The organism is Plantibacter sp. Mn2098 (assembly GCF_049319745.1).
Classification (GTDB): Bacteria; Actinomycetota; Actinomycetes; order Actinomycetales; family Microbacteriaceae; genus Plantibacter.
The window spans coordinates 219920-237399 of the sequence record NZ_JBMOUH010000006.1 but is presented as its reverse complement, the minus strand read 5'-3'; the positions used below and the strand labels follow the sequence as shown (position 1 = coordinate 237399).

Sequence of the window (17480 nt, the reverse complement as noted above, 5' to 3'; positions counted from 1 at the left end):
GGGCTGAGGGGCGCCCCGGACAGCTCGACCGAATCGACACCGCGGAGAACGATGACCGCGCCGATCGCACGGATCATCGGCCGACCCTCCCAGGACACGAAGTCGTGCCTGCACAACCCGAACGGATGTCCATGTCGAGAACACCACTCACCCTCGCGCGCCCGGCCGCGTTCACCGCGGTCGCAGCACTCGTCTGCGGAGGCGTCGCGATGGCTTCGCCAGCCGTGGCGGAACCGGTGGGCGGCGCATTCGTCGTCACCTCCCTCGCCGACACCTCGGACCCAGGGACGCTGCGCTCGGCGCTCGAAGCGGCCGAGGAGAGCTCCGGCGACGACGTCATCACCTTCGAGGTGACCGGGACGATCAACATCACCCAGCAGCTCCCGATCATCACCAACGGCGGCATCACGATCACGGGTCCTGGCAGCGGTCAGCTGACCATCGCGACCCCGCCGGCTCCTGACACCGTCCCGGCGTTCATCTTCGTGCCGCAGTCGGGCGGAGACGCATCCTTCAGCGGCTTCACCATCACCGGTGGCGCGGCGACCGTCGTGGCGGACTTCGGTGAGGGTGAGAGTGAGAGCGATGCCCAGGGCCGGTTCTCGCTCGACGACGTCGTCTTCGACGGTTCGGCCCACGGCATCCCCGCACCGGCGCTGTTCGTGGCCGGCGGCTCGACCCGTCCGGACGTCCTGGTGTCCGGTTCGCGGATCCAGGGCTACTCCCAGGGTGGGGAAACTGCCGGAGCGGTGCAGATCGCGGAGGCGAAGAGCGTCTCCATCGACGACTCGACTGTCGACGGTAACACCTCCGGTTCGTTCGGCGGCGGCGTCCTGCTGGTTGACGTCACGGACGTGCAGATCAGCGGCTCGACGTTCTCCCACAACTCGGCGGTCAGCGTCGGTGGCGGGCTTGTCGCGATCGGCTCCGATGCGGTCACGGTGACGCAGTCCACCTTCTCCGGCAACCATGCCGGGGAGACCGGTGCCGCCATCGTCGTCTCGGGGTCCAACAGGCTCTCGGTGAACCACTCCACCGTCACGGGCAACACCGATGACGGGATCGACGGTTCTGCCGTTGTTGCTGCCAGTGCGCCCGTGAGTGTCGATTCGTCGATCATCAGCGGCAACGCTGGGGCTTCGACCTCGGTGCCTGACCTGTTGATCCCGGTGTTCCAGGACCGTGCGATCGCCGAACGTCTTGCCGCAGAGCTTCCGGAGGTGGCGGCTGAGGACGGTAGCGTCGTCGGCAAGTCGATCGCGCCGCTCATCGCCGCGGCCGAGCAGGAGGAAGCCGCACCGGTCGAACAAACCCTCGGCACGGTGTCATCCTCCCTGATCGGTCAGCCTCGATCCGCGTTCGACGCGAGCCTGTGGACGCTTTCACCCGGTTCGATCTTCGAGGCCGATGCGCAGCTCGGTCCGCTTGCCGACAACGGCGGACGCACCCTCACCCACCTGCCGGCGACGACGAGTCCGGCGATCGACGCCGGCGATGTCGCGACGCTCGACGGACTGGTTGTGGATCAGCGCCTCGCGCCGCGTGTCGTCGGCAACTCGGTCGACATCGGATCGGTCGAGGTGCAGGCGGCTGGGTCGTCTCCGGCCGTCAGCACGCCGAACGGTGCGGCTGCTCGCCTGCCTGACACCGGTGCCGGAGTCGAGATGCCGCTCGTCGCGCTCGGCGGACTGCTGCTGGGCGGCGTTGTGCTGCTCGGCCTGCAGCGGGTCGCAGCGCGTCGTCGGGGCAACGTGGGCGCATAGCGCAGCTGGAGTCGGCCCTGCAGAGTCGTGGGGCCGGCTCAGCGCCGCCAATCCGTGAGATCGGGCGACCTGGGGGAGCGATGCTCCACCAGGCCGGCGGCCCTCAATCGCTGCTGGACGTCCGGCGAGAACTCGGGGAGGAACGCCGCCTTCGTGTCGCGCGGGTCTGCGGCGAGTCCGATGCTCGCAAGGAGGCTCACCCGGTCCGTCCGGCTCACGACGACGAGTCGCGCGTAGTCCGTGTGGCGCCGCAGCCGGACCAGTTGCAGTTCGGACAGTGGCCACTCCCAACGCGACTGGTCAGAGCTGATCGACAGCGTCTGCGCGTCGATCCGGATCCGCCACAGCCGTCGCCTGGCCCGCATGGCGAGGAGGAGGCAGATCGATGCGATGATGCCGAGAGAGCCGCCCACGAGGATCACGAGGCTTCTCCCGACGGACACCCCGGACAGATCCATCGTGATCAGGAAGGCGACCGCAGTGGCCCCGAGGACGAGCACGATCAGCACGATGGCGGTGACGAGCGCCGCCATCCGCATGCGCACCGCCGGCAGGAAGAGCTCTGCCGCACCGTCCTCCGTCGCCTCCCACACGAGCGTTGCTCGGAGGCGTTGGGAGCGGGGCATCGTTCGAGTATGCCAGCGCAGTCGGCAACATGGCGGAACTTTGTCCATCGACTGGTGGACAACTCGGTCCAGCTCGGGCAAACTGGGCGCAGATCCACGACGTGGGCTCGGGAGCCCATCGATCGGTCGGCCGTGCCGACACCGTGGTGAACGATGAACGTGTGAGCCGCACGGGGCCTCGATCCACTCCTCGTTGCGGACACACAGCAGTGCTCCGCGCACACTGAACGGGACATCAATGCCGAGACCATCGCTCACCGTCGCCAGCTACGCGGCCTTCACCGCTGCCGCTGCGCTCGTCTGCGGGGGAGTCGCGATGGCCGCCCCGGCGGCCGCCGATCCGGTCGGCGGCACGATCGTCGTCACCTCACTCGCGGACACCTCGGATGCGGGAACCCTCCGTTCGGCCTTCGAAGCGGCAGAGAACTCATCGGGCGACGACGTGATCCGCATCGACGTCACCGGCACGATCGCACTCGCCACCCCGCTCCCCACCATCACGAACGGCGGTATCGACGTCCAAGGGCCGGGCAGCGATCGGCTCGTCATCGTGACGCCCTTTGGCGATCTGGACGAGCCAGGGTTGACGTACGCCCCGACGGTCGCCGGGACCGCGCGGATCAGCGGACTGACGCTCACCGGTGGAGGTGCGTCGATCGTCGGCAACTTCTTCAATCTCCCAGAGGAGGGCGACGCCGGAATCGAGATCGTCGACGTCGTCATCGACGGAGCGACGACCGAGGTGAACCGGCCCGGCCTCCTCGTGGACGCTGGGCTCAACCGTGCGAGCGTCCTCGTGTCGGACTCGACGATCAAGAACTTCCCCATCGGGTCGCGGTCCGCAGGGGCGGCTCAGATCGTCGGAGCCGGCCAGGTCACGATCGAAGACAGCACCTTCGACAACAACCAGTCCGGCCAGATCTCCGGCGCGCTCCTGCTGCTGTACACCGAGGCGACGACCATCAGCGGATCGACGTTCTCCCACAACTCCGCGCCGGACTTCGGCGGAGCAGTGGCGGTGATCAGCACCCCGTCGCTCGCAGTCGTGCAGTCCACGTTCTCGCAGAATGAATCGGGACAGACCGGCGCCGCGCTGTTCATCGCCGACGTCGCGGATGCCTCGATCGCGCATTCGACCATCACCGGCAACGTGGACAACGGCACTGAGGGTTCGGCGGTCACCGTCGTGGGGAACGGCTTGACGGTCGACTCCTCGATCGTCAGCGGCAACACGGGACCTGAGACGTCGGTCCCCGATCTCTCGCGCCAGTCGCAGATCGGGCTGCGGGCCGCCGACACCTCTGCCGAGGTCCCGGTCCAAGGGGATACCGACGGCGAACCGATCGCCCCGCTGATCGAGGCTGCGGCCGCTGAGCCCGTGGCTCCCGACTCCGGCACGGTCTCCCACTCGCTCATCGGTCAGTCGCGCGATGCGTTCGACCCGGCTCTGTGGACGCTGTCGGCCGAATCGATCTTCGGCGTCGACGCCCAGCTCGGCCCGCTCGCGGACAACGGCGGGAACACCCTCACCCACCTGCCCGCTGCGACCAGCCCAGCGGTGAACGCCGGCGACGCCTCCACGCTCGACGGCATCACCTTGGACCAGCGTTCCGCGCCCCGCGTCTCAGGCGGTTCGGTCGACATCGGTTCGGTCGAGGTGCAGGCTGCACCGATCGTGCCGGCGGCAGTCGTGACGAACGCCGCCGCCCGACTGCCCGACACCGGGTTCGGCGCCGAGGGTGCGCTGCTCGCACTGGCTCGACTGCTCGTCGCGGGTGTCGCGATGCTCGGCTTCGGTCGGTTCGGTGCCCGACGAAGTGGAACCAGCGCATAAGTGACGACGCCCGCCGGAGGTCCTCCGGCGGGCGCAGTCACGGCGGCATCCGCGACCGGACCGAGCGGCCCGACCTGCCCGACCTGCCCGGTCAGCGCAGCGGCTGCACGAGCTCGGTCACCCAGTCCGACTGCGGGAGCGGCTCGCTCTCCAGGTAGATCTCGCGGCAGCTGCCGAACGGCTCTCCTCCGTCGTCGACCACCGCCTGGGCGCAGCGAGCACATCCGCTGCGTCGTCGAGCGAGCATCCGAGATCACGCAGTTCGACGATCCGCAACAGTGTGCGCAACTGCGTCACCTCGTAGTGCCGATACCCGCTCGATGCGTCGACGCTCGCCGGACGCAGGAGCCCGATCGCGTCGTAGTGCCGCAGCATCCGCACGCTCACACGCCCCAGGGCGGCGAACTCTCCAATGGTGTACATCACAGCGACCACGCTCGACCATGACACAGTGGCAGGGTCAAGGCCAAGGGGTGAATGTCCGGTTAGAGCGTGTCAGCGCCTGCTGCCTCTTCCGCTTCGACCTGAGCCCGGACCTCGTCCATGTCGAGGTCGTTCACGGCGCCGATGAGCTGTTCCAGCTGCGGTGCGGGGAGCGCGCCTGGTTGCGCGAACACGAGGATTCCGTCGCGGAAAGCCATCAGCGTCGGGATGGAGGTGATCTGGAAGTCGGCGGCTAGCTGCTGCTGCGCCTCGGTGTCGATCTTCCCGAACACGATGTCGGTGTGCGTGTCGGACGCCTGCTCGAACACGGGCGCGAACGCACGGCACGGCCCGCACCATTCAGCCCAGAAGTCCAGCAGGACGGTGCCGCCGCCGTTGATCGTCTGCTCGAGGTTGTCCTGGGTGATTTCGCGCGTCGTCATACGTCGAGAATATCGCGGTGCGTTGCGATGGCTGCCGTTGGGCGTTGCCGCTCGAGAAGGGGCTGCCTATGGTGCGGGCGTCTCGGTGGCGCGTCGTTGTCGTAATTGGCGGACGTCTTCGTCGCTGACCGCGGCGAAGTCTCCGGGGATGCATGGGCCTTCTGCGGTGATGTAGAGCTTGCCTTCTTCGGCGTAGTAGGCGAGGGCGGTGCCGTTGGTGGATCGGGTGATGAGTTGTCGTTGGGTGGGGCGGAAGCTGTTGGCTCTGACGGTGTAGTCGTCGTCTGCTTCCCAGAATGCTTTCAGGGCGTTGGTCGGGATGTCGAGGTCGGTGGCGAGTTCGTTGCGGCGTCGGACGGCGTAGTAGTAGAAGCCGCCGTCGCATTGTTCGGCGACTTCGCTGTCTTCTTCTGCCCAGGTGCCGCCGATGGCGGCTTGGGCGAGGTCGAGGCGGCCCCAGAGGTCGTGTTTGGCTTCGTCTGGGGTCATGACGGTGGCTCCGGTCGTTTTCGGTTCGATGAGTTGATCCAGATCGCTACAGCCGGTCGTGACGGCGAGGAGTGCGAGACAGACGCCGGCGGCTCTGACAAGACGTGTGCGCATCTGGCTGTCTACCTCTCTTTGACGGGCGGAATGATCGGCGAAGGCGCGAGTGGCAGATGATTGCCGTCCTTGAGACGCTCGAACGTCTCCGAGAAATCTGAAGCTTCGGGCAGCGGATTCTTGGCACGATCACCGAAGTTCGGCGTCCCGTCGGGAAGAGTCGGGCGTCGTCCGGCGGTGATTTGATCACCGTTGCCTTGCAGGATGAGTTTGATGTTCGCCAGACTCTCGGTACCGTCGCCGAGGTACTTGTAGCGATCGTCGGCTTCGTTGCTTCCGACGGCGTTGTGTTCTGTAACGGGGTCGAGAGCGTCGGTGCCGTCTGACCCGAAGGTGTTGGCGCCCCACCACCACTCCTCTGGATCGTGTCGGAAGCTCGCGTTCTGTCCGATGTCGCCGAGCATGTCCAGGTCTGCACGGGTGACGTACACGTCGTTCTTCGACATGTTGAGGTCGTCGATCCGGATGTCGTACGGGATCCCAGCAGACCCGATCATCGTGAAGGTGTCGACGCCGTAGTCTCCACCGTTGAGAGCGAACGCAGTCGTTGTCGTGCCGTAGGAATGGGCGACGATGTTCAACGTCGACTGGACCCCGGTTGCCGAGCGAATCGCGTTGAACCCGTCGAGGGCAGTGCCGAGTCGCTTCCCACCGGCCTCTGCCCGTCCGGTCGAAAGCACCTCGAGGGCGTCCGGGCTCCTGTACCCGAGCCACAAGATTGCCGCGCCGGAAGGATCCGCCGACTGCAATCGTTTCGTGCCGCGAAGGTAATCCTTCGCCTGGTTGAGGTCGCTACCCATACCGGGAACGAAGAAGTTGGCACTCGTGGCCGTGTCGAGGTTTCCGACGGAGATCGCAGCCAGCGGGACACCGGTGACGCTCGTATCGAGGCTGATCAGATACTGCGGCGGCTGCCGGTCGAGGCCTTTGCCGTCGGCGTAGTTCTCGTAGAGGAATTCGGCGGCACGCAGTCGCTGCTGAGCCAGTTCCAGCGCGAAGTTCGGCCCGGGGAGCCCGTCCAGCTGTGTCGCCTCCTCGACCTCGCGCCGCGCTTGCGTCCGGAGACCCTCCAACCGGTTGATGTTCGCCGTGCTGCGGTCGGCGTACGCTGCGCCTTCGAGATTGCCGATCAGCGTGGGGTCTGCCGCGATGAGTTGATCGACGACATCGCGCGGGAGACGGGGCCAGAGCTCGGCGATCTCCTGCGCAGACAGCTTCTTGAGTCGTTCGATCATCGCGTCGACCCCGAGTAGACCGGGATCGGCGACTCCGGCCGTGCGCAACGCCGCTGACTGAGCCGGCCAATCACCAGTCATCGCCTGCAACGCGTTCGCCAGTGTTGAATCAAGAGTTCTGCGATGCTCGACCAGCGCTTGGAGCCCTCTCGCGGCCGTATCGATGTCGTTCTGCGCGATGTCGAGGTCGCCGAGGGTCGGGCGCCCGTTCGCGTCCGGCGGCGCCAGCGCGCACACCATCGTGTGCAATTCGCCGTCCAATGGATATGGCGTGCACACCAGTCCGACACGTTCTGCATACTCGACCGCGTCGTCGAACATCCGACGCTTGGAGCGATACACGGTCTGCAGTTGCTCCACCTCTCCGGTGTAGACGTCGATCGCCGCGGATCCTGTCACACACGCCGTGCCGAACGACTCCATGTGCGCCACTGTGCGCTCCGACATGCCGGCCCAAGCATCAGCGCTCTCACCGGACCACACCGTCAACGTCGCTGTGGTGGTGCCGCGAACGTTTGCTGCGTACTCGAGCTCGGACCGGCCGCGGGTGCGTATCCGTTCCGACATGGTCCTGAGCCCGTCGAGGTCGCCGGCCGAGGGATCGTCCTCGGTCCAGTTGCCCGTCATCGTGACCCGGCCTGGCGTCGTGGGGGACTCACGGCAACCACGCCCCGCGCTGGGTCGCCCCGCGGGCGACCGTCTCGTCGGCGGCGCGCTGGGCGTTCGCTGCAGACCGGGCGGCGACGCTCAATCGCGTGAGATCGCCATGCGTCCGCGTGGTCGACATGCCGAACCACGCGGCGGCGTCCGTTGCTGCCTGGAGGACGCTGTTCGATCGGCAGCCCTCGCCGGGGGCGGCTTCGACGCCGTCGATCAGCACATCGGCGGTGGCGGACAGCCCATCCGCAGTGTTGATCACCGCGTCAGGGTTCATGGTGAAATCGGCCATCGGAAGGATCTCCAGATCTACGCCGGCACACCTGCAGGCGCCCATCTAAAGTATCGTACGATGTGATGAGTTTGATTCGACGAGTGTTGGATTCGCCGGGAGCCAGCTCGACATCGGCACGGATGCCCCGCCCGAGTGCTCCTACGGTCGCAGGATGCCCGGGCGGGGCATCGGCTCAGATCGTGCGGAGGTCCTCCGGCGCGTCCGAGAGGACATCCGTGATCGACCAGGAGTCGATCACATGGCCGAAGCCGCCGGCGCGGAACGCCAGGACCGCTGCCCCGATGCGGCCGCCGGAGGTTCCGAGCTCGGAGAGCCGGATCTCCGGGGCGTCGCGCCACACGAGCGATTCGCTCAGTTCGGCGCGGAGCGGGTCGAGGAGCTTCGCACCGGCTCGGGAGACGCCGCCCGCGAGCACGATGACCGCCGGGTCGATGAGCAACGTGACCGATTTCAGTCCGAGCGCGAAGGCGTGGACGCCGTCCGCCCAGATGCGGTCGGCGATGGGATCGGTGCCGAGCCTCGTCGAGATGGCCGCGGCATCGAGCCCGGCCTCGCCACCGGCGGCGGCGTAGCGGCGGGCCAGGCCCGCGCCCGAGAGGTAGACCTCGAGGCAGCCGTGCTGTCCGCACGTGCAGTCCTCCCCATCGGGGATCGCCGGGATGTGGCCGAGCTCACCCGCGGTGGTGACTGCGCCGACGACCGGATGGCCGTCACTCAGGACCGACGCGGCGACACCCGTGCCGATGGCGACGAGCACCGAGTTGGCGACGCCGGCCGACGCGCCGAACAGGCTCTCCGCAAGCCCGCTCGACCGCACGTCATGACCGATCTCGACCGGGACGCCCAGCTCGGCGGAGAGGATCGGGCCGAGCGGGACATCGGTCCAGTCGAGCGTCGACGCATACCGGACCACGCCGTTCGCCGCATCGACCATGCCCGGTGTGACGACGCCGACGCCGACGACCGTGTGCCCGGACTCCTCGGTCTGCGCGCGCAGTCCCGTGAGGAGGTCGATGATGCGCTGGATGGATTCGTCGCCGGTGCTGCCGGCGCCGATCGACCGGGATGCGATGGCGCGACCGGATGCATCGACGATCGCCCCCTTGAGGTTCGTCCCGCCGATGTCGAGGGCGATGACCACGGAGGAATCATCGGCCGGCGTGACCTCGTCGGCGTCGATGGCCGTGAACAGCTCGCCGATGATGGAGGCGTCCGTCCGGAGGGTGCCATCACCGCGTGGCGATTCGGTCTGGGCGCGCAGGTGGACCTCACTCGCTCCGGTGGCGGCGAGGATGCCGTGCACGTTGGCGGCACGCAAGGATCCGCCGACCAGCACGATCGGACCGCCGTCCGGTGTCTCCGAGTGCCGGACGAGCTCTCTGAGGACCTCGATGTTGTCGGCCGCCGCGCCGGGGCCGCCCGAGGTGAGCACACGCGCGATCCCCAGTCCGCGCAGCGTCTCGTACGCGGCGAGGAGGTCCGGAGTCGCATCGAACGCCTTGTGGAACGTGATGGGGAGCGGATCGGCTGCGACGATGAGTCGATGCATCGCCTCGACGTCGATCTCACCTGCCGCCGTGAGCGCACCGAGGACAACGCCGACGGGTGTGCTCGCATCCGCCGCAGCGTCGACGATGGCTTCGAGATCGGAGCACATCACGTCGATTTCCGCTTCGGTGTGCACGAAGTCGCCGCCGCGGGGGCGCACGATGATCTGCACACCGGCGCTCCGCACGGTACTGAGCACGGATCGGATGGTCCCGAAGCTCGGGGTCGTTCCGCCTTCGAGCAGGTTCGCGCAGAGTTCGATCCTGGTCGCGCCGGCCGCATCGGCGGTGAGCGCGCCATCGACGTCGTCGACGCAGATCTCGACGGCGACGGCCCTCGGCACGGTCATGGTCGAGAGTTGGTCGGGGCCGGACGGGGGATCGGACGGGGTGGGAGCAGTCGAGGTGCTGCTGGAATCAGTCATCGCTGTGCGTCGACCCAGGACTGCACGTCCGCGCCGAGCGTGATCTCGCCGACGGGCACGCCGCCGCCGAGCACGGGGAGTTCGACGAGGGAGCCCGCGGACGAGACGTCGACTCCGAGCGCACCCAGCACGGTCACGGCGAGCAGCGTCGTTGCGCGGGGGTTGCCGTCCACGATCTTCATCGACACGGCTTCGCCGGTGGCGGCAGCCATCCCGATGACGCCCTCGGCGCCGCCCTTGGCGAGCACACCGGGGATCCGGGTCATGCTGTCACTGTTGGCGTGGTGGTCGCCGCCCACGTAGAAGGGGTGCTCGCGCATCGCGTCGGCGACCTGCCGCTCCGGCGTGCCCTCCTCGGCGATGACGAGCGCCCGGAAGGATCGGGCGAGCCCCTCGACGGTCGTGCTGAACAGGGGAGCGCCGCAGCCGTCGACGGCCGTGTACTCGACGGCCTCGCCGCTGACCCGCTCGACGGTCTCGCGCACGAGCTGCTGCAGCGGGTGCGTCGGCTCGAGATAGGTGTCCGTGTCCCAGCCGTTGGTGACGCACGCCAGCAGCATCGCGGCGTGCTTGCCCGAGCAGTTCATCCGCACGCGCGAACGGGTCTCACCGTCGCGGATGAGCCGCTCACGCGTCGGCTCGTCCTCCGGCCAGTCGACCGGGCAGCCGAGTGCTGACTCGTCGAGTCCGGCCCGCGCCATGATGCGGCGCACCGCTTCGACGTGCGCGTCCTCGCCCGTGTGGCTGCCGGCCGCGATCGCGAGGTCCTCGCCGGTCAGCTCCGCTCCTGCGAGCAGGCAGGCGAGGGCCTGCAACGGCTTCGTCGTGGATCGGGGGAGCACCTGCGTCGAGCCCCGGCCGAGGTCGGCGACGACGCTTCCGTCTGCGCCGAGGGCGACGAGCCAGCCGAAGTGGCGGCTCTCGATGACGCCGGAGCGGATCAGGACGGCGAGCTCTGCGAGATCGACCTCATCGGCCGGGCTCGTGCCGTTGGTGGACTGCGTCTCGGTGTGTGGGGATGCCACGGGTGCTCCTTGTGCGTTGTGCTGGGTTGATGCGTCTGTGCTGGGTCGTGCGGTGGTGCCGGTGGTGCAGGTCGAGCCGGTCGTGCTGGTGGATCCGCCGGTGGCGGCTGATCGCGTTCGGCTCAGTCGAGCACGGGGGTTCCGACGATGGGCGCCGGCTCCTGGGCGTCCGGCTTCCGGATGCTGCGCTTCGACGGGCGGGCCCGCAGCCGCGCAGCCACCGTCGAGAGGGTGCCGTTGAACACCAGGTAGATGAGGGTGACGACGACGAACGTCTGGATGAGCAGGTGGTTGAACGAGGACAGCACCTGACCGCGGTAGAGCAGCTCCGTGAACGCGACGATGTATCCGAGCGAGGTGTCCTTGACGAGGCTCACGAGCTGCGTCACGAGTGACGGCGTGACGAATCGCAATGCCTGCGGCAGGACGATGAGCCTCGTCGTCTGGGCCTCGGACATGCCGAGGCTGATGCCTGCCTCCCGCTGTCCGCTCGGCAGACCGAGGATGCCGGCGCGGATGATCTCCGCGAACGCAGCAGAGTTGGCGATCGTGAGCGGGATGACGAGCTTCCAGATGAGCGGGAAGTTCAGTCCCAGCTGGGGGAGCCCGAACAGCATGAGGTAGATGAGGAGCAGGACCGGGATGGTCCGCGCGATCTCGATGTACGCGGTCGAGACCCAGCGGATCGGACGGATCCGGCTCAACCGGCCGAGGGCGAGGAAGAGTCCGAAGAAGCCGCCGAGGACGGCGACGAGCGCAGCGGCCTGGATCGTGCCCCACAGGCCGACGAGGAGGTACTCCCAGACCGGCCAGGACAGGAACGGCGTCCACTTGGCCGCATCGAGCTGGCCCTTCGAGCCGAACTGGATGAGGCCGGCGACGACCATGCCGACGAGGAGGAGGATGACGACGGCTGACCAGATGCGGATGTTGCGTCTGGTCTTCGGGCCTGGCTCGTCGTAGAGGGAGACCGTCTGGCGCGCCGTGCGCTTGGGAGCTTGGCGCTTCGATGCTGCGTTCTTCGCGACGCCTGGGGATGCTGCGCTCATCGGACGATCGCCACCTTTCGTTCGATGCGTCCGGCGCTCAGGCCGATGACGAGGGCGAGCAGCATGTAGATGACACCGGCCGCCGTGAAGATGAGGATGGGCTGCGCCTGTACGAGGTTGAGTTTGTTGGCGGCAGCGGTGAGTTCGACGACGCCGACGGCAGCTGCCAGTGCGGTGTTCATCGTGAGGGCGATCATGACGTTGCCGATCGGCTGGACCGCGGCCCGGAACGACTGCGGCAGCACGACAAGACGGAGGGTCTGACCGAGGGTGAAGCCGAGGGCTCGGCTGGCCTCGATCTGGCCGTTGCTCACCGTGTTGACGCCGCTGCGGATCGCCTCGGCGACGTAGGCGGCCTCATAGAGGGCGAGGACGACGACGGTCGTCGGGGCGAGTGGCATGATGATGCCGGCGTCCGGCAGGGCGAACACCGCGAGGATCAGGAGAGCCAGGAGCGGGACGTTGACGAAGAACTGCACGTAGACGAACGCGGCTCCGCGGAGCACCGGGATCGGGCTGATGCGCGCCGCGGCGATGAGCGTGCCAACCACGAGGGAACCGATCCCCGCGGTGATCGCCATCACGATCGTCGTTGCGAGCGCGCCCAGGAACGGGCCGGCGCTGTCGACGAAGATATCCATAACTTCCTTCAGACGGTGAGTGGTGCTGTGTGCAGCGGGTGGGTGCAGCCGGAGCGTGCGGTGTTCTGCGTGCAGTGTGCAGCACGGGAGGATGCCGGTCGCCGGGCGGTTGGGCCCGGCGACCGGCCGGTGTGGCTAGGAGCCGGGGACCGAACCGATCTTCGGTGCGTCAGGCGTCTTCGACTCGACGGCTGCGCCGAGCGTCGCGTCCCAGACCTTTGCCCACGTGCCGTCGGCCTGGATCTTCAGCAGCCAGTCGTTGATGAACGACTTGAACTGCGTGTCGTCGTGCTTCAGGCCGATGCCGTAGGCCTCGGTCGTGAAGGGCTGGCCGACGACCTTGATGGCCGGGTCGGACGCTGCGTTCGAGGCGAGGAGCGTGAAGTCCTGCACGTAGGCGTCGCCTCGGCCCTGCTTCAAAGCCTGCATGGCCTGCGGATCGGTCGCGAAGGACACGATCGTCGCCGTCGGCTGCTTCTCGGGGACCGCGGTCACTGCCGGGGTGTTCGCGCCGACGATGACGGTCTTGCCGCCGAGGTCGTCGATGCCCTTGATTTCCTTGTTGTCGGCCTTGACGGCGACGGCGAGACCGGACTCGAGGTACGGGCCGGCGAAGGAGACCTGCTTGGCGCGCTCCTCCGTGATCGTGTAGGTGTTGAAGACCACGTCGACGGTGCCGATCTGCAGGAGCGCTTCACGGGTTTCCGATGCCGGCGGGATGATCTCGACGCTCGGCTTGCCGATGATGTAGATGGCGAGGAGCTTGGCGAGGTCGGCGTCGAAGCCTTCGACGTCGTCGGGGTTCGACGGGTCCTGCTGCGACAGCAGCGGTGCGTCGAGGGCTTCGCCGACGATGAGCTTGCCGCGGGCCTTGATCTTGGCCATCGTCGAGTCGGGCAGGAGCGCTGCGGCGTCTGCGACGACCGCGTTCTTGTAGACGTCGGCGAGCTTCGAGGTCGATGCCGAAGCGCTGGGGTCCGCGCCGGGGACGGCTGCGTCGCCACCGGAGCACGCTGCGAGGCCGAGCATCGCGGTGAGGGCGACGGCGACGACCGGGAGCGCCCGGCGGATGGGGGAGGTGGAGCTGCGCAAAGGAGTGCCTTTCTCTTCTCTGAAAATGCGTGTGTTGCGGTGCTGGGTGGGACGGTGATGCTGGATGCAGCGGTGATGCCGGGTATGGATCGGTGCTGGATCGGGTGGGTGGATCAGCGGATCAGTGGGTCAGGATCTTGGAGAGGAACGCCTGTGCGCGCTCGCTCTCCGGGTGGTCGAAGAACGCCGCCGGGGTGTTCTGCTCGACGATCCGGCCGTCGTCCATAAAGACGACGCGGTCGGCTGCGCGACGGGCGAAGCCCATCTCGTGCGTGACGACGACCATCGTCATGCCCTCTTTTGCGAGGGACACCATCACGTCGAGCACCTCGGTGACCATTTCGGGGTCGAGGGCCGACGTCGGTTCGTCGAAGAGCATGACCTTCGGACGCATGGCGAGCGCGCGGGCGATGGCGGCGCGCTGCTGCTGTCCGCCGGAGAGCTGGGCCGGGAAGCTGTCGGCCTTGTCGGCGATGCCGACGCGGTCGAGGAGTTCGAGGCCGTGGTGCTCCGCTTCCTTCTTCGATTCGCGGCGCACCGTGATGGGGGCGAGCGTCACGTTGTCGAGGATCGTGCGGTGCGCGAAGAGGTTGAAGGACTGGAAGACCATCCCCACCTCGCTGCGGAGCTTTGCGAGCGCCTTGCCCTCTTCTGGGAGCGCGACGCCGTCGATGCGGATCTCACCACTCGTGATGGTTTCGAGCCGGTTGATGCAGCGGCACAGGGTCGACTTGCCGGAGCCGGACGGGCCGACGACGACCACGACCTCCTTCGGCGCGATCGACAGGGTGACGTCCTTCAGGACGTGGTGGTCGCCGTAGTGCTTCTGCACGTCGGCCATCACGACCATGTCGGTCGCCGTTCCGCTGGGAGCGCTGGGTGTCTGAACCATCGTTGCCGCTTTCTCGTGAAATGCGGCTGTCGGGGCCGCATTGCCATCCTCGGTCGGATCCCCGCATCCCTGATGACGGATTCAACCTAACAAGTCATTGTTACAGGGATATTTCGACTAACTTTGTGCAATACTGGAGCAACTGCGGAAGGATCCGCGCCCGTTCCGACCGGAAGAGACCGATGACTTCGAGCGAGACGTTCCGCACCCCGCCGCATCACGCGCCGCAGAATGTGGAGATCCTCGGCCCGTTGCGATCTGGCCGTGCCACCAGTCGCGCCGCGCTCGCGAAGGTGACGGGATTGTCGCCGTCCACCGTCGCATCGCGTGTGGAAGACCTCATCATGCAGGGGCACGTCGTGGAGACCGGCGAGGGGGAGTCGCGCGGCGGCCGTCGCCCCAGACGCCTGACGATCCGCGGCGACGCCGGCCTCGTCGGCTGTGTCGACCTCGGCGTCGACCGCGCATCGTTCGGGCTCGTCGACTTCGCCGGAACGCTCCTCGCCGAGCGTCACACCGCCCTCGACATCGCTGCCGGTCCCCGGGAGGTGCTGTCCTTCGTCGTCCGTGAGCTCGTCGACATGGTCGAGCACGCCGACGTTCCCGAGCACACGCGGTTGCGCGGCGTCTCCATCGGGGTCCCAGGGCCGGTCTCCTCGACGTCGTCGAGAGTCATCGCGCCGTCCAGGATGCCGGGCTGGAACGGCGTCTCCGTCGCCGAGATCGTGCAGCGCGACATCCAGGTCCCCGTGATCGTCAACAACGACGCCAACCTGATGGCGGCCGGGGAACTGCTCAACGCGGCGGACGCCGCATACGCGAACCAGGTGTACGTCAAGGTGGGGTCGGGCATCGGCTGCGGCATCATCTCGGGCGGGCAGCTGTACACCGGCAGCAACGGCTGGGCCGGTGACATCAGTCACGTCGCCGTCCCGGGGGCCGGTGATGTGCCGTGCTCGTGCGGGCGGATGGGCTGCCTCGATGCGATGGCCTCCGGCAACGCGCTCGTACGCGAGATGCAGCTGGCCGGGTTCGATGTGCCGTCGGTCGAGGCGATGATCGCGCTCGCGAGGGACTCGCACCCGCTCGCGACGCGGCTGCTGCGGAACGCCGGGGTGATGACCGGCGGGGTGCTCGCGACGATCGTCAACTTCTTCAACCCGGATCGGCTGGTGCTCGGGGGAGTACTCGCCGATTCCGCCGTGTTCGTGGCCGGTGTCCGGTCGACGCTCTTCGCCGACTGTCTGCCGATGGCGACGGAGCAGCTGACGGTCGACGTCACGCGGCACCAGGGCACCGGCGGGCTGCGCGGCGCGGCCCGGATGTTCCTCGACCAGGTGTTCTCCACCGAGGGCGTCCGGACTCTGTCGTGAGGTCCGATTCCCGTTCGTCAGCCAGGAAGGCATCATGAACGCTTTGCAGAAATTCTCGCTCGAGGGCAAGACCGTCCTCCTGACCGGTGGCAGTCGCGGTTTGGGCCGTGCGATGGCGCAAGCATTCGGTGAGGCCGGCGCATCGGTCGCCGTCACCGCCCGGACGCTCGAGGCTGCGCAGGCCGCTGCGGCGGAACTGTCCGCGCTCGGCATCCGGTCCTACGGTGTGCAGTTGGAGGTGTCCGACGTCGATGACGTCGAGCGTGCGGTCGCGGAGGTGAGTGAGCGGTTCGGTGAGATCGACGTGCTCGTGAACAACGCGGGCATCGGGATCGGCGGGAAGGCGTTCGAGACGCCGGACAGTTCCTGGCACGAGGTCATGTCCACCAATGTCGACGGCGTCTGGTACTGCTCGCGTGCCGTCGCCCGCCGGATGGCGAAGCGTGGCGGCGGGACGATCGTGAACATCGGGTCGATGTCGGCGCAGATCGTGAATCAGCCGCGCTGGCAGATCTCGTATCTGACGTCGAAGGCGGCCGTGCACCAGCTGACGAAGGGGTTGGCTGCAGAGTGGGCGCCGCTCGGGATCCGGGTCAACGCGATGGCGCCGGGCTACTTCCTGACAGAGATGTCGCCGGTCGATCAGCCCGAATACAAGGAATGGTGCGTCGACCCGGCCGCGATGAAGCGCTGGGGTGAGCCGCACGAGCTCGGTCCGGTCGCAATCTTCCTCGCGAGCGAGGCGTCGAGCTTTATGACGGGTTCCATCGTCACCGTCGACGGCGGCTTCACCCTCTTCTAACCCCGGTCACTGAGCCTGTCGAAGTGCCCGCCCACCGACCGTGGAGCCCCGGTCACTGAGCCTGTCGAAGTGCCCGTCCACCGCACTGCCGACACCCCGTCTGTGAGCTCGCCGAACGTGTGCCGCACATCCCTGTCGCTCGCGCCAGTACCGATATATCGTTGAGTATCGTTCACGATTCTCTCCAGGAGGTTGTTATGGGTGGTTCATTCCCCGCAGGCGGGTTCGGCGCCGGCACGCACACCGACGGCATGTGGCAGGTCATGGAGCAGTTGCGCTCCACGTTCGAGAAGCGTGCCGGGACGCGCGTCGGTCGCGGCGACGTCCGCGCGGCGGTGCTCTCGTTGCTAGCCGAGCAGCCCATGCACGGCTACCAGATCATCCGTGAGATCGAGGATCGCAGCGGCGGCAGCTGGAAGCCCAGCGCTGGTTCGGTCTATCCGACGCTTCAACTCCTCGCCGATGAGGGCCTGATCAGCGCGGAGGAGTCCAACGGTCGCAAGACCTACGTCTTGACGGAGGCCGGTCGCGACGAGGTCGCGGGATCGGATGCGTCTGCTCCGTGGGAGACCGCCGGGGCGGGTTCCGCCGATGGCTCGCGGTCCGGGTTCGGCGCATTGCCGAAGGCTGGAGTCGACCTCGCGCAGGCGGCGTCGCAGGTCGGTCGCACCGGCACGCCGGAGCAGATCCAGCAGGCCGTGACCGTGCTCGATGAAGCACGCAAGCGGCTCTACTCGATCCTCGCCCAGGACTGA

At 67.6% G+C, this 17480-nt stretch carries 17 protein-coding genes; 5 read left to right on the top strand and 12 right to left on the bottom strand.

Features of this window, described 5'->3' with window-relative positions; all coding sequences use genetic code 11:
- Positions 1 to 131 precede the first annotated feature (131 nt).
- Positions 132 to 1763 (top strand): choice-of-anchor Q domain-containing protein, encoded by a 1632-nt coding sequence (locus ACL9RL_RS11260; protein WP_422780345.1) that lies wholly within the window; start codon positions 132 to 134, stop codon positions 1761 to 1763.
- Positions 1764 to 1801: 38 nt separating this feature from the next.
- Here the strand turns inward: ACL9RL_RS11260 and ACL9RL_RS11255 are convergent, their stop codons facing one another.
- Positions 1802 to 2389 (bottom strand): hypothetical protein, encoded by a 588-nt coding sequence (locus tag ACL9RL_RS11255; protein WP_422780344.1) that lies wholly within the window; start codon positions 2387 to 2389, stop codon positions 1802 to 1804.
- Positions 2390 to 2627: 238 nt separating this feature from the next.
- Between ACL9RL_RS11255 and ACL9RL_RS11250 the strand changes: the two genes are divergently transcribed.
- On the top strand, positions 2628 to 4223 hold the full coding sequence (locus tag ACL9RL_RS11250; protein WP_422780343.1) for a choice-of-anchor Q domain-containing protein: 1596 nt from the start codon (positions 2628 to 2630) through the stop codon (positions 4221 to 4223).
- Between the two features lie 117 nt (positions 4224 to 4340).
- On the opposite strand, the gene ACL9RL_RS11245 is transcribed toward ACL9RL_RS11250, so the two are convergent.
- The 11 genes from ACL9RL_RS11245 to ACL9RL_RS11195 all read right to left on the bottom strand — a co-directional run bounded on the left by ACL9RL_RS11245 (position 4341) and on the right by ACL9RL_RS11195 (position 14550).
- The gene (locus ACL9RL_RS11245) at positions 4341 to 4646 is read right to left on the bottom strand and encodes a MerR family transcriptional regulator (RefSeq protein WP_422780405.1); all 306 of its coding nucleotides are present in this window, start codon (positions 4644 to 4646) and stop codon (positions 4341 to 4343) included.
- Positions 4647 to 4708: 62 nt separating this feature from the next.
- Positions 4709 to 5089 carry a thioredoxin gene (trxA, locus tag ACL9RL_RS11240; RefSeq protein ID WP_422780342.1) on the bottom strand — a complete coding sequence of 127 codons (381 nt, stop codon included), beginning with the start codon at positions 5087 to 5089 and terminating at the stop codon, positions 4709 to 4711.
- A 66-nt stretch (positions 5090 to 5155) separates the two neighbouring features.
- The gene (locus ACL9RL_RS11235) at positions 5156 to 5692 is read right to left on the bottom strand and encodes a hypothetical protein (protein WP_422780341.1); all 537 of its coding nucleotides are present in this window, start codon (positions 5690 to 5692) and stop codon (positions 5156 to 5158) included.
- Positions 5693 to 5700: 8 nt separating this feature from the next.
- Complete coding sequence (locus ACL9RL_RS11230; RefSeq protein ID WP_422780340.1) at positions 5701 to 7554, bottom strand: alpha/beta hydrolase; 1854 nt, start codon at positions 7552 to 7554, stop codon at positions 5701 to 5703.
- A 28-nt stretch (positions 7555 to 7582) separates the two neighbouring features.
- On the bottom strand, positions 7583 to 7876 hold the full coding sequence (locus ACL9RL_RS11225) for a hypothetical protein (RefSeq protein ID WP_422780339.1): 294 nt from the start codon (positions 7874 to 7876) through the stop codon (positions 7583 to 7585).
- 175 nt (positions 7877 to 8051) lie between these two features.
- Positions 8052 to 9851 carry a copper homeostasis protein CutC gene (locus ACL9RL_RS11220; RefSeq protein ID WP_422780338.1) on the bottom strand — a complete coding sequence of 600 codons (1800 nt, stop codon included), beginning with the start codon at positions 9849 to 9851 and terminating at the stop codon, positions 8052 to 8054.
- Complete coding sequence (locus ACL9RL_RS11215; RefSeq protein WP_422780337.1) at positions 9848 to 10876, bottom strand: asparaginase; 1029 nt, start codon at positions 10874 to 10876, stop codon at positions 9848 to 9850. The genes ACL9RL_RS11220 and ACL9RL_RS11215 overlap by 4 nt, the downstream gene beginning before the upstream one ends.
- Before the next feature lie 122 nt (positions 10877 to 10998).
- Positions 10999 to 11925 (bottom strand): amino acid ABC transporter permease, encoded by a 927-nt coding sequence (locus ACL9RL_RS11210; protein WP_422780336.1) that lies wholly within the window; start codon positions 11923 to 11925, stop codon positions 10999 to 11001.
- Entirely contained in the window at positions 11922 to 12566 is a 645-nt protein-coding gene (locus tag ACL9RL_RS11205; protein ID WP_422780335.1) for an amino acid ABC transporter permease, read from the bottom strand. Before ACL9RL_RS11205 ends, ACL9RL_RS11210 begins: the two co-directional genes overlap by 4 nt.
- Positions 12567 to 12701: 135 nt before the next feature.
- Positions 12702 to 13658 carry a glutamate ABC transporter substrate-binding protein gene (locus ACL9RL_RS11200; RefSeq protein WP_422780334.1) on the bottom strand — a complete coding sequence of 319 codons (957 nt, stop codon included), beginning with the start codon at positions 13656 to 13658 and terminating at the stop codon, positions 12702 to 12704.
- A 121-nt stretch (positions 13659 to 13779) separates the two neighbouring features.
- Complete coding sequence (locus ACL9RL_RS11195) at positions 13780 to 14550, bottom strand: amino acid ABC transporter ATP-binding protein (protein WP_422780333.1); 771 nt, start codon at positions 14548 to 14550, stop codon at positions 13780 to 13782.
- Positions 14551 to 14732: 182 nt separating this feature from the next.
- Here ACL9RL_RS11195 and ACL9RL_RS11190 point away from each other — a divergent pair, with 182 nt between their 5' ends.
- The 3 genes from ACL9RL_RS11190 to ACL9RL_RS11180 all read left to right on the top strand — a co-directional run bounded on the left by ACL9RL_RS11190 (position 14733) and on the right by ACL9RL_RS11180 (position 17480).
- A complete protein-coding gene (locus ACL9RL_RS11190; RefSeq protein ID WP_422780332.1) occupies positions 14733 to 15923 on the top strand; it encodes an ROK family protein in 1191 nt (396 codons plus the stop codon).
- A gap of 34 nt (positions 15924 to 15957) precedes the next feature.
- A complete protein-coding gene (locus tag ACL9RL_RS11185; RefSeq protein ID WP_422780331.1) occupies positions 15958 to 16725 on the top strand; it encodes an SDR family NAD(P)-dependent oxidoreductase in 768 nt (255 codons plus the stop codon).
- 197 nt (positions 16726 to 16922) lie between these two features.
- Positions 16923 to 17480 (top strand): PadR family transcriptional regulator, encoded by a 558-nt coding sequence (locus tag ACL9RL_RS11180; RefSeq protein WP_422780330.1) that lies wholly within the window; start codon positions 16923 to 16925, stop codon positions 17478 to 17480.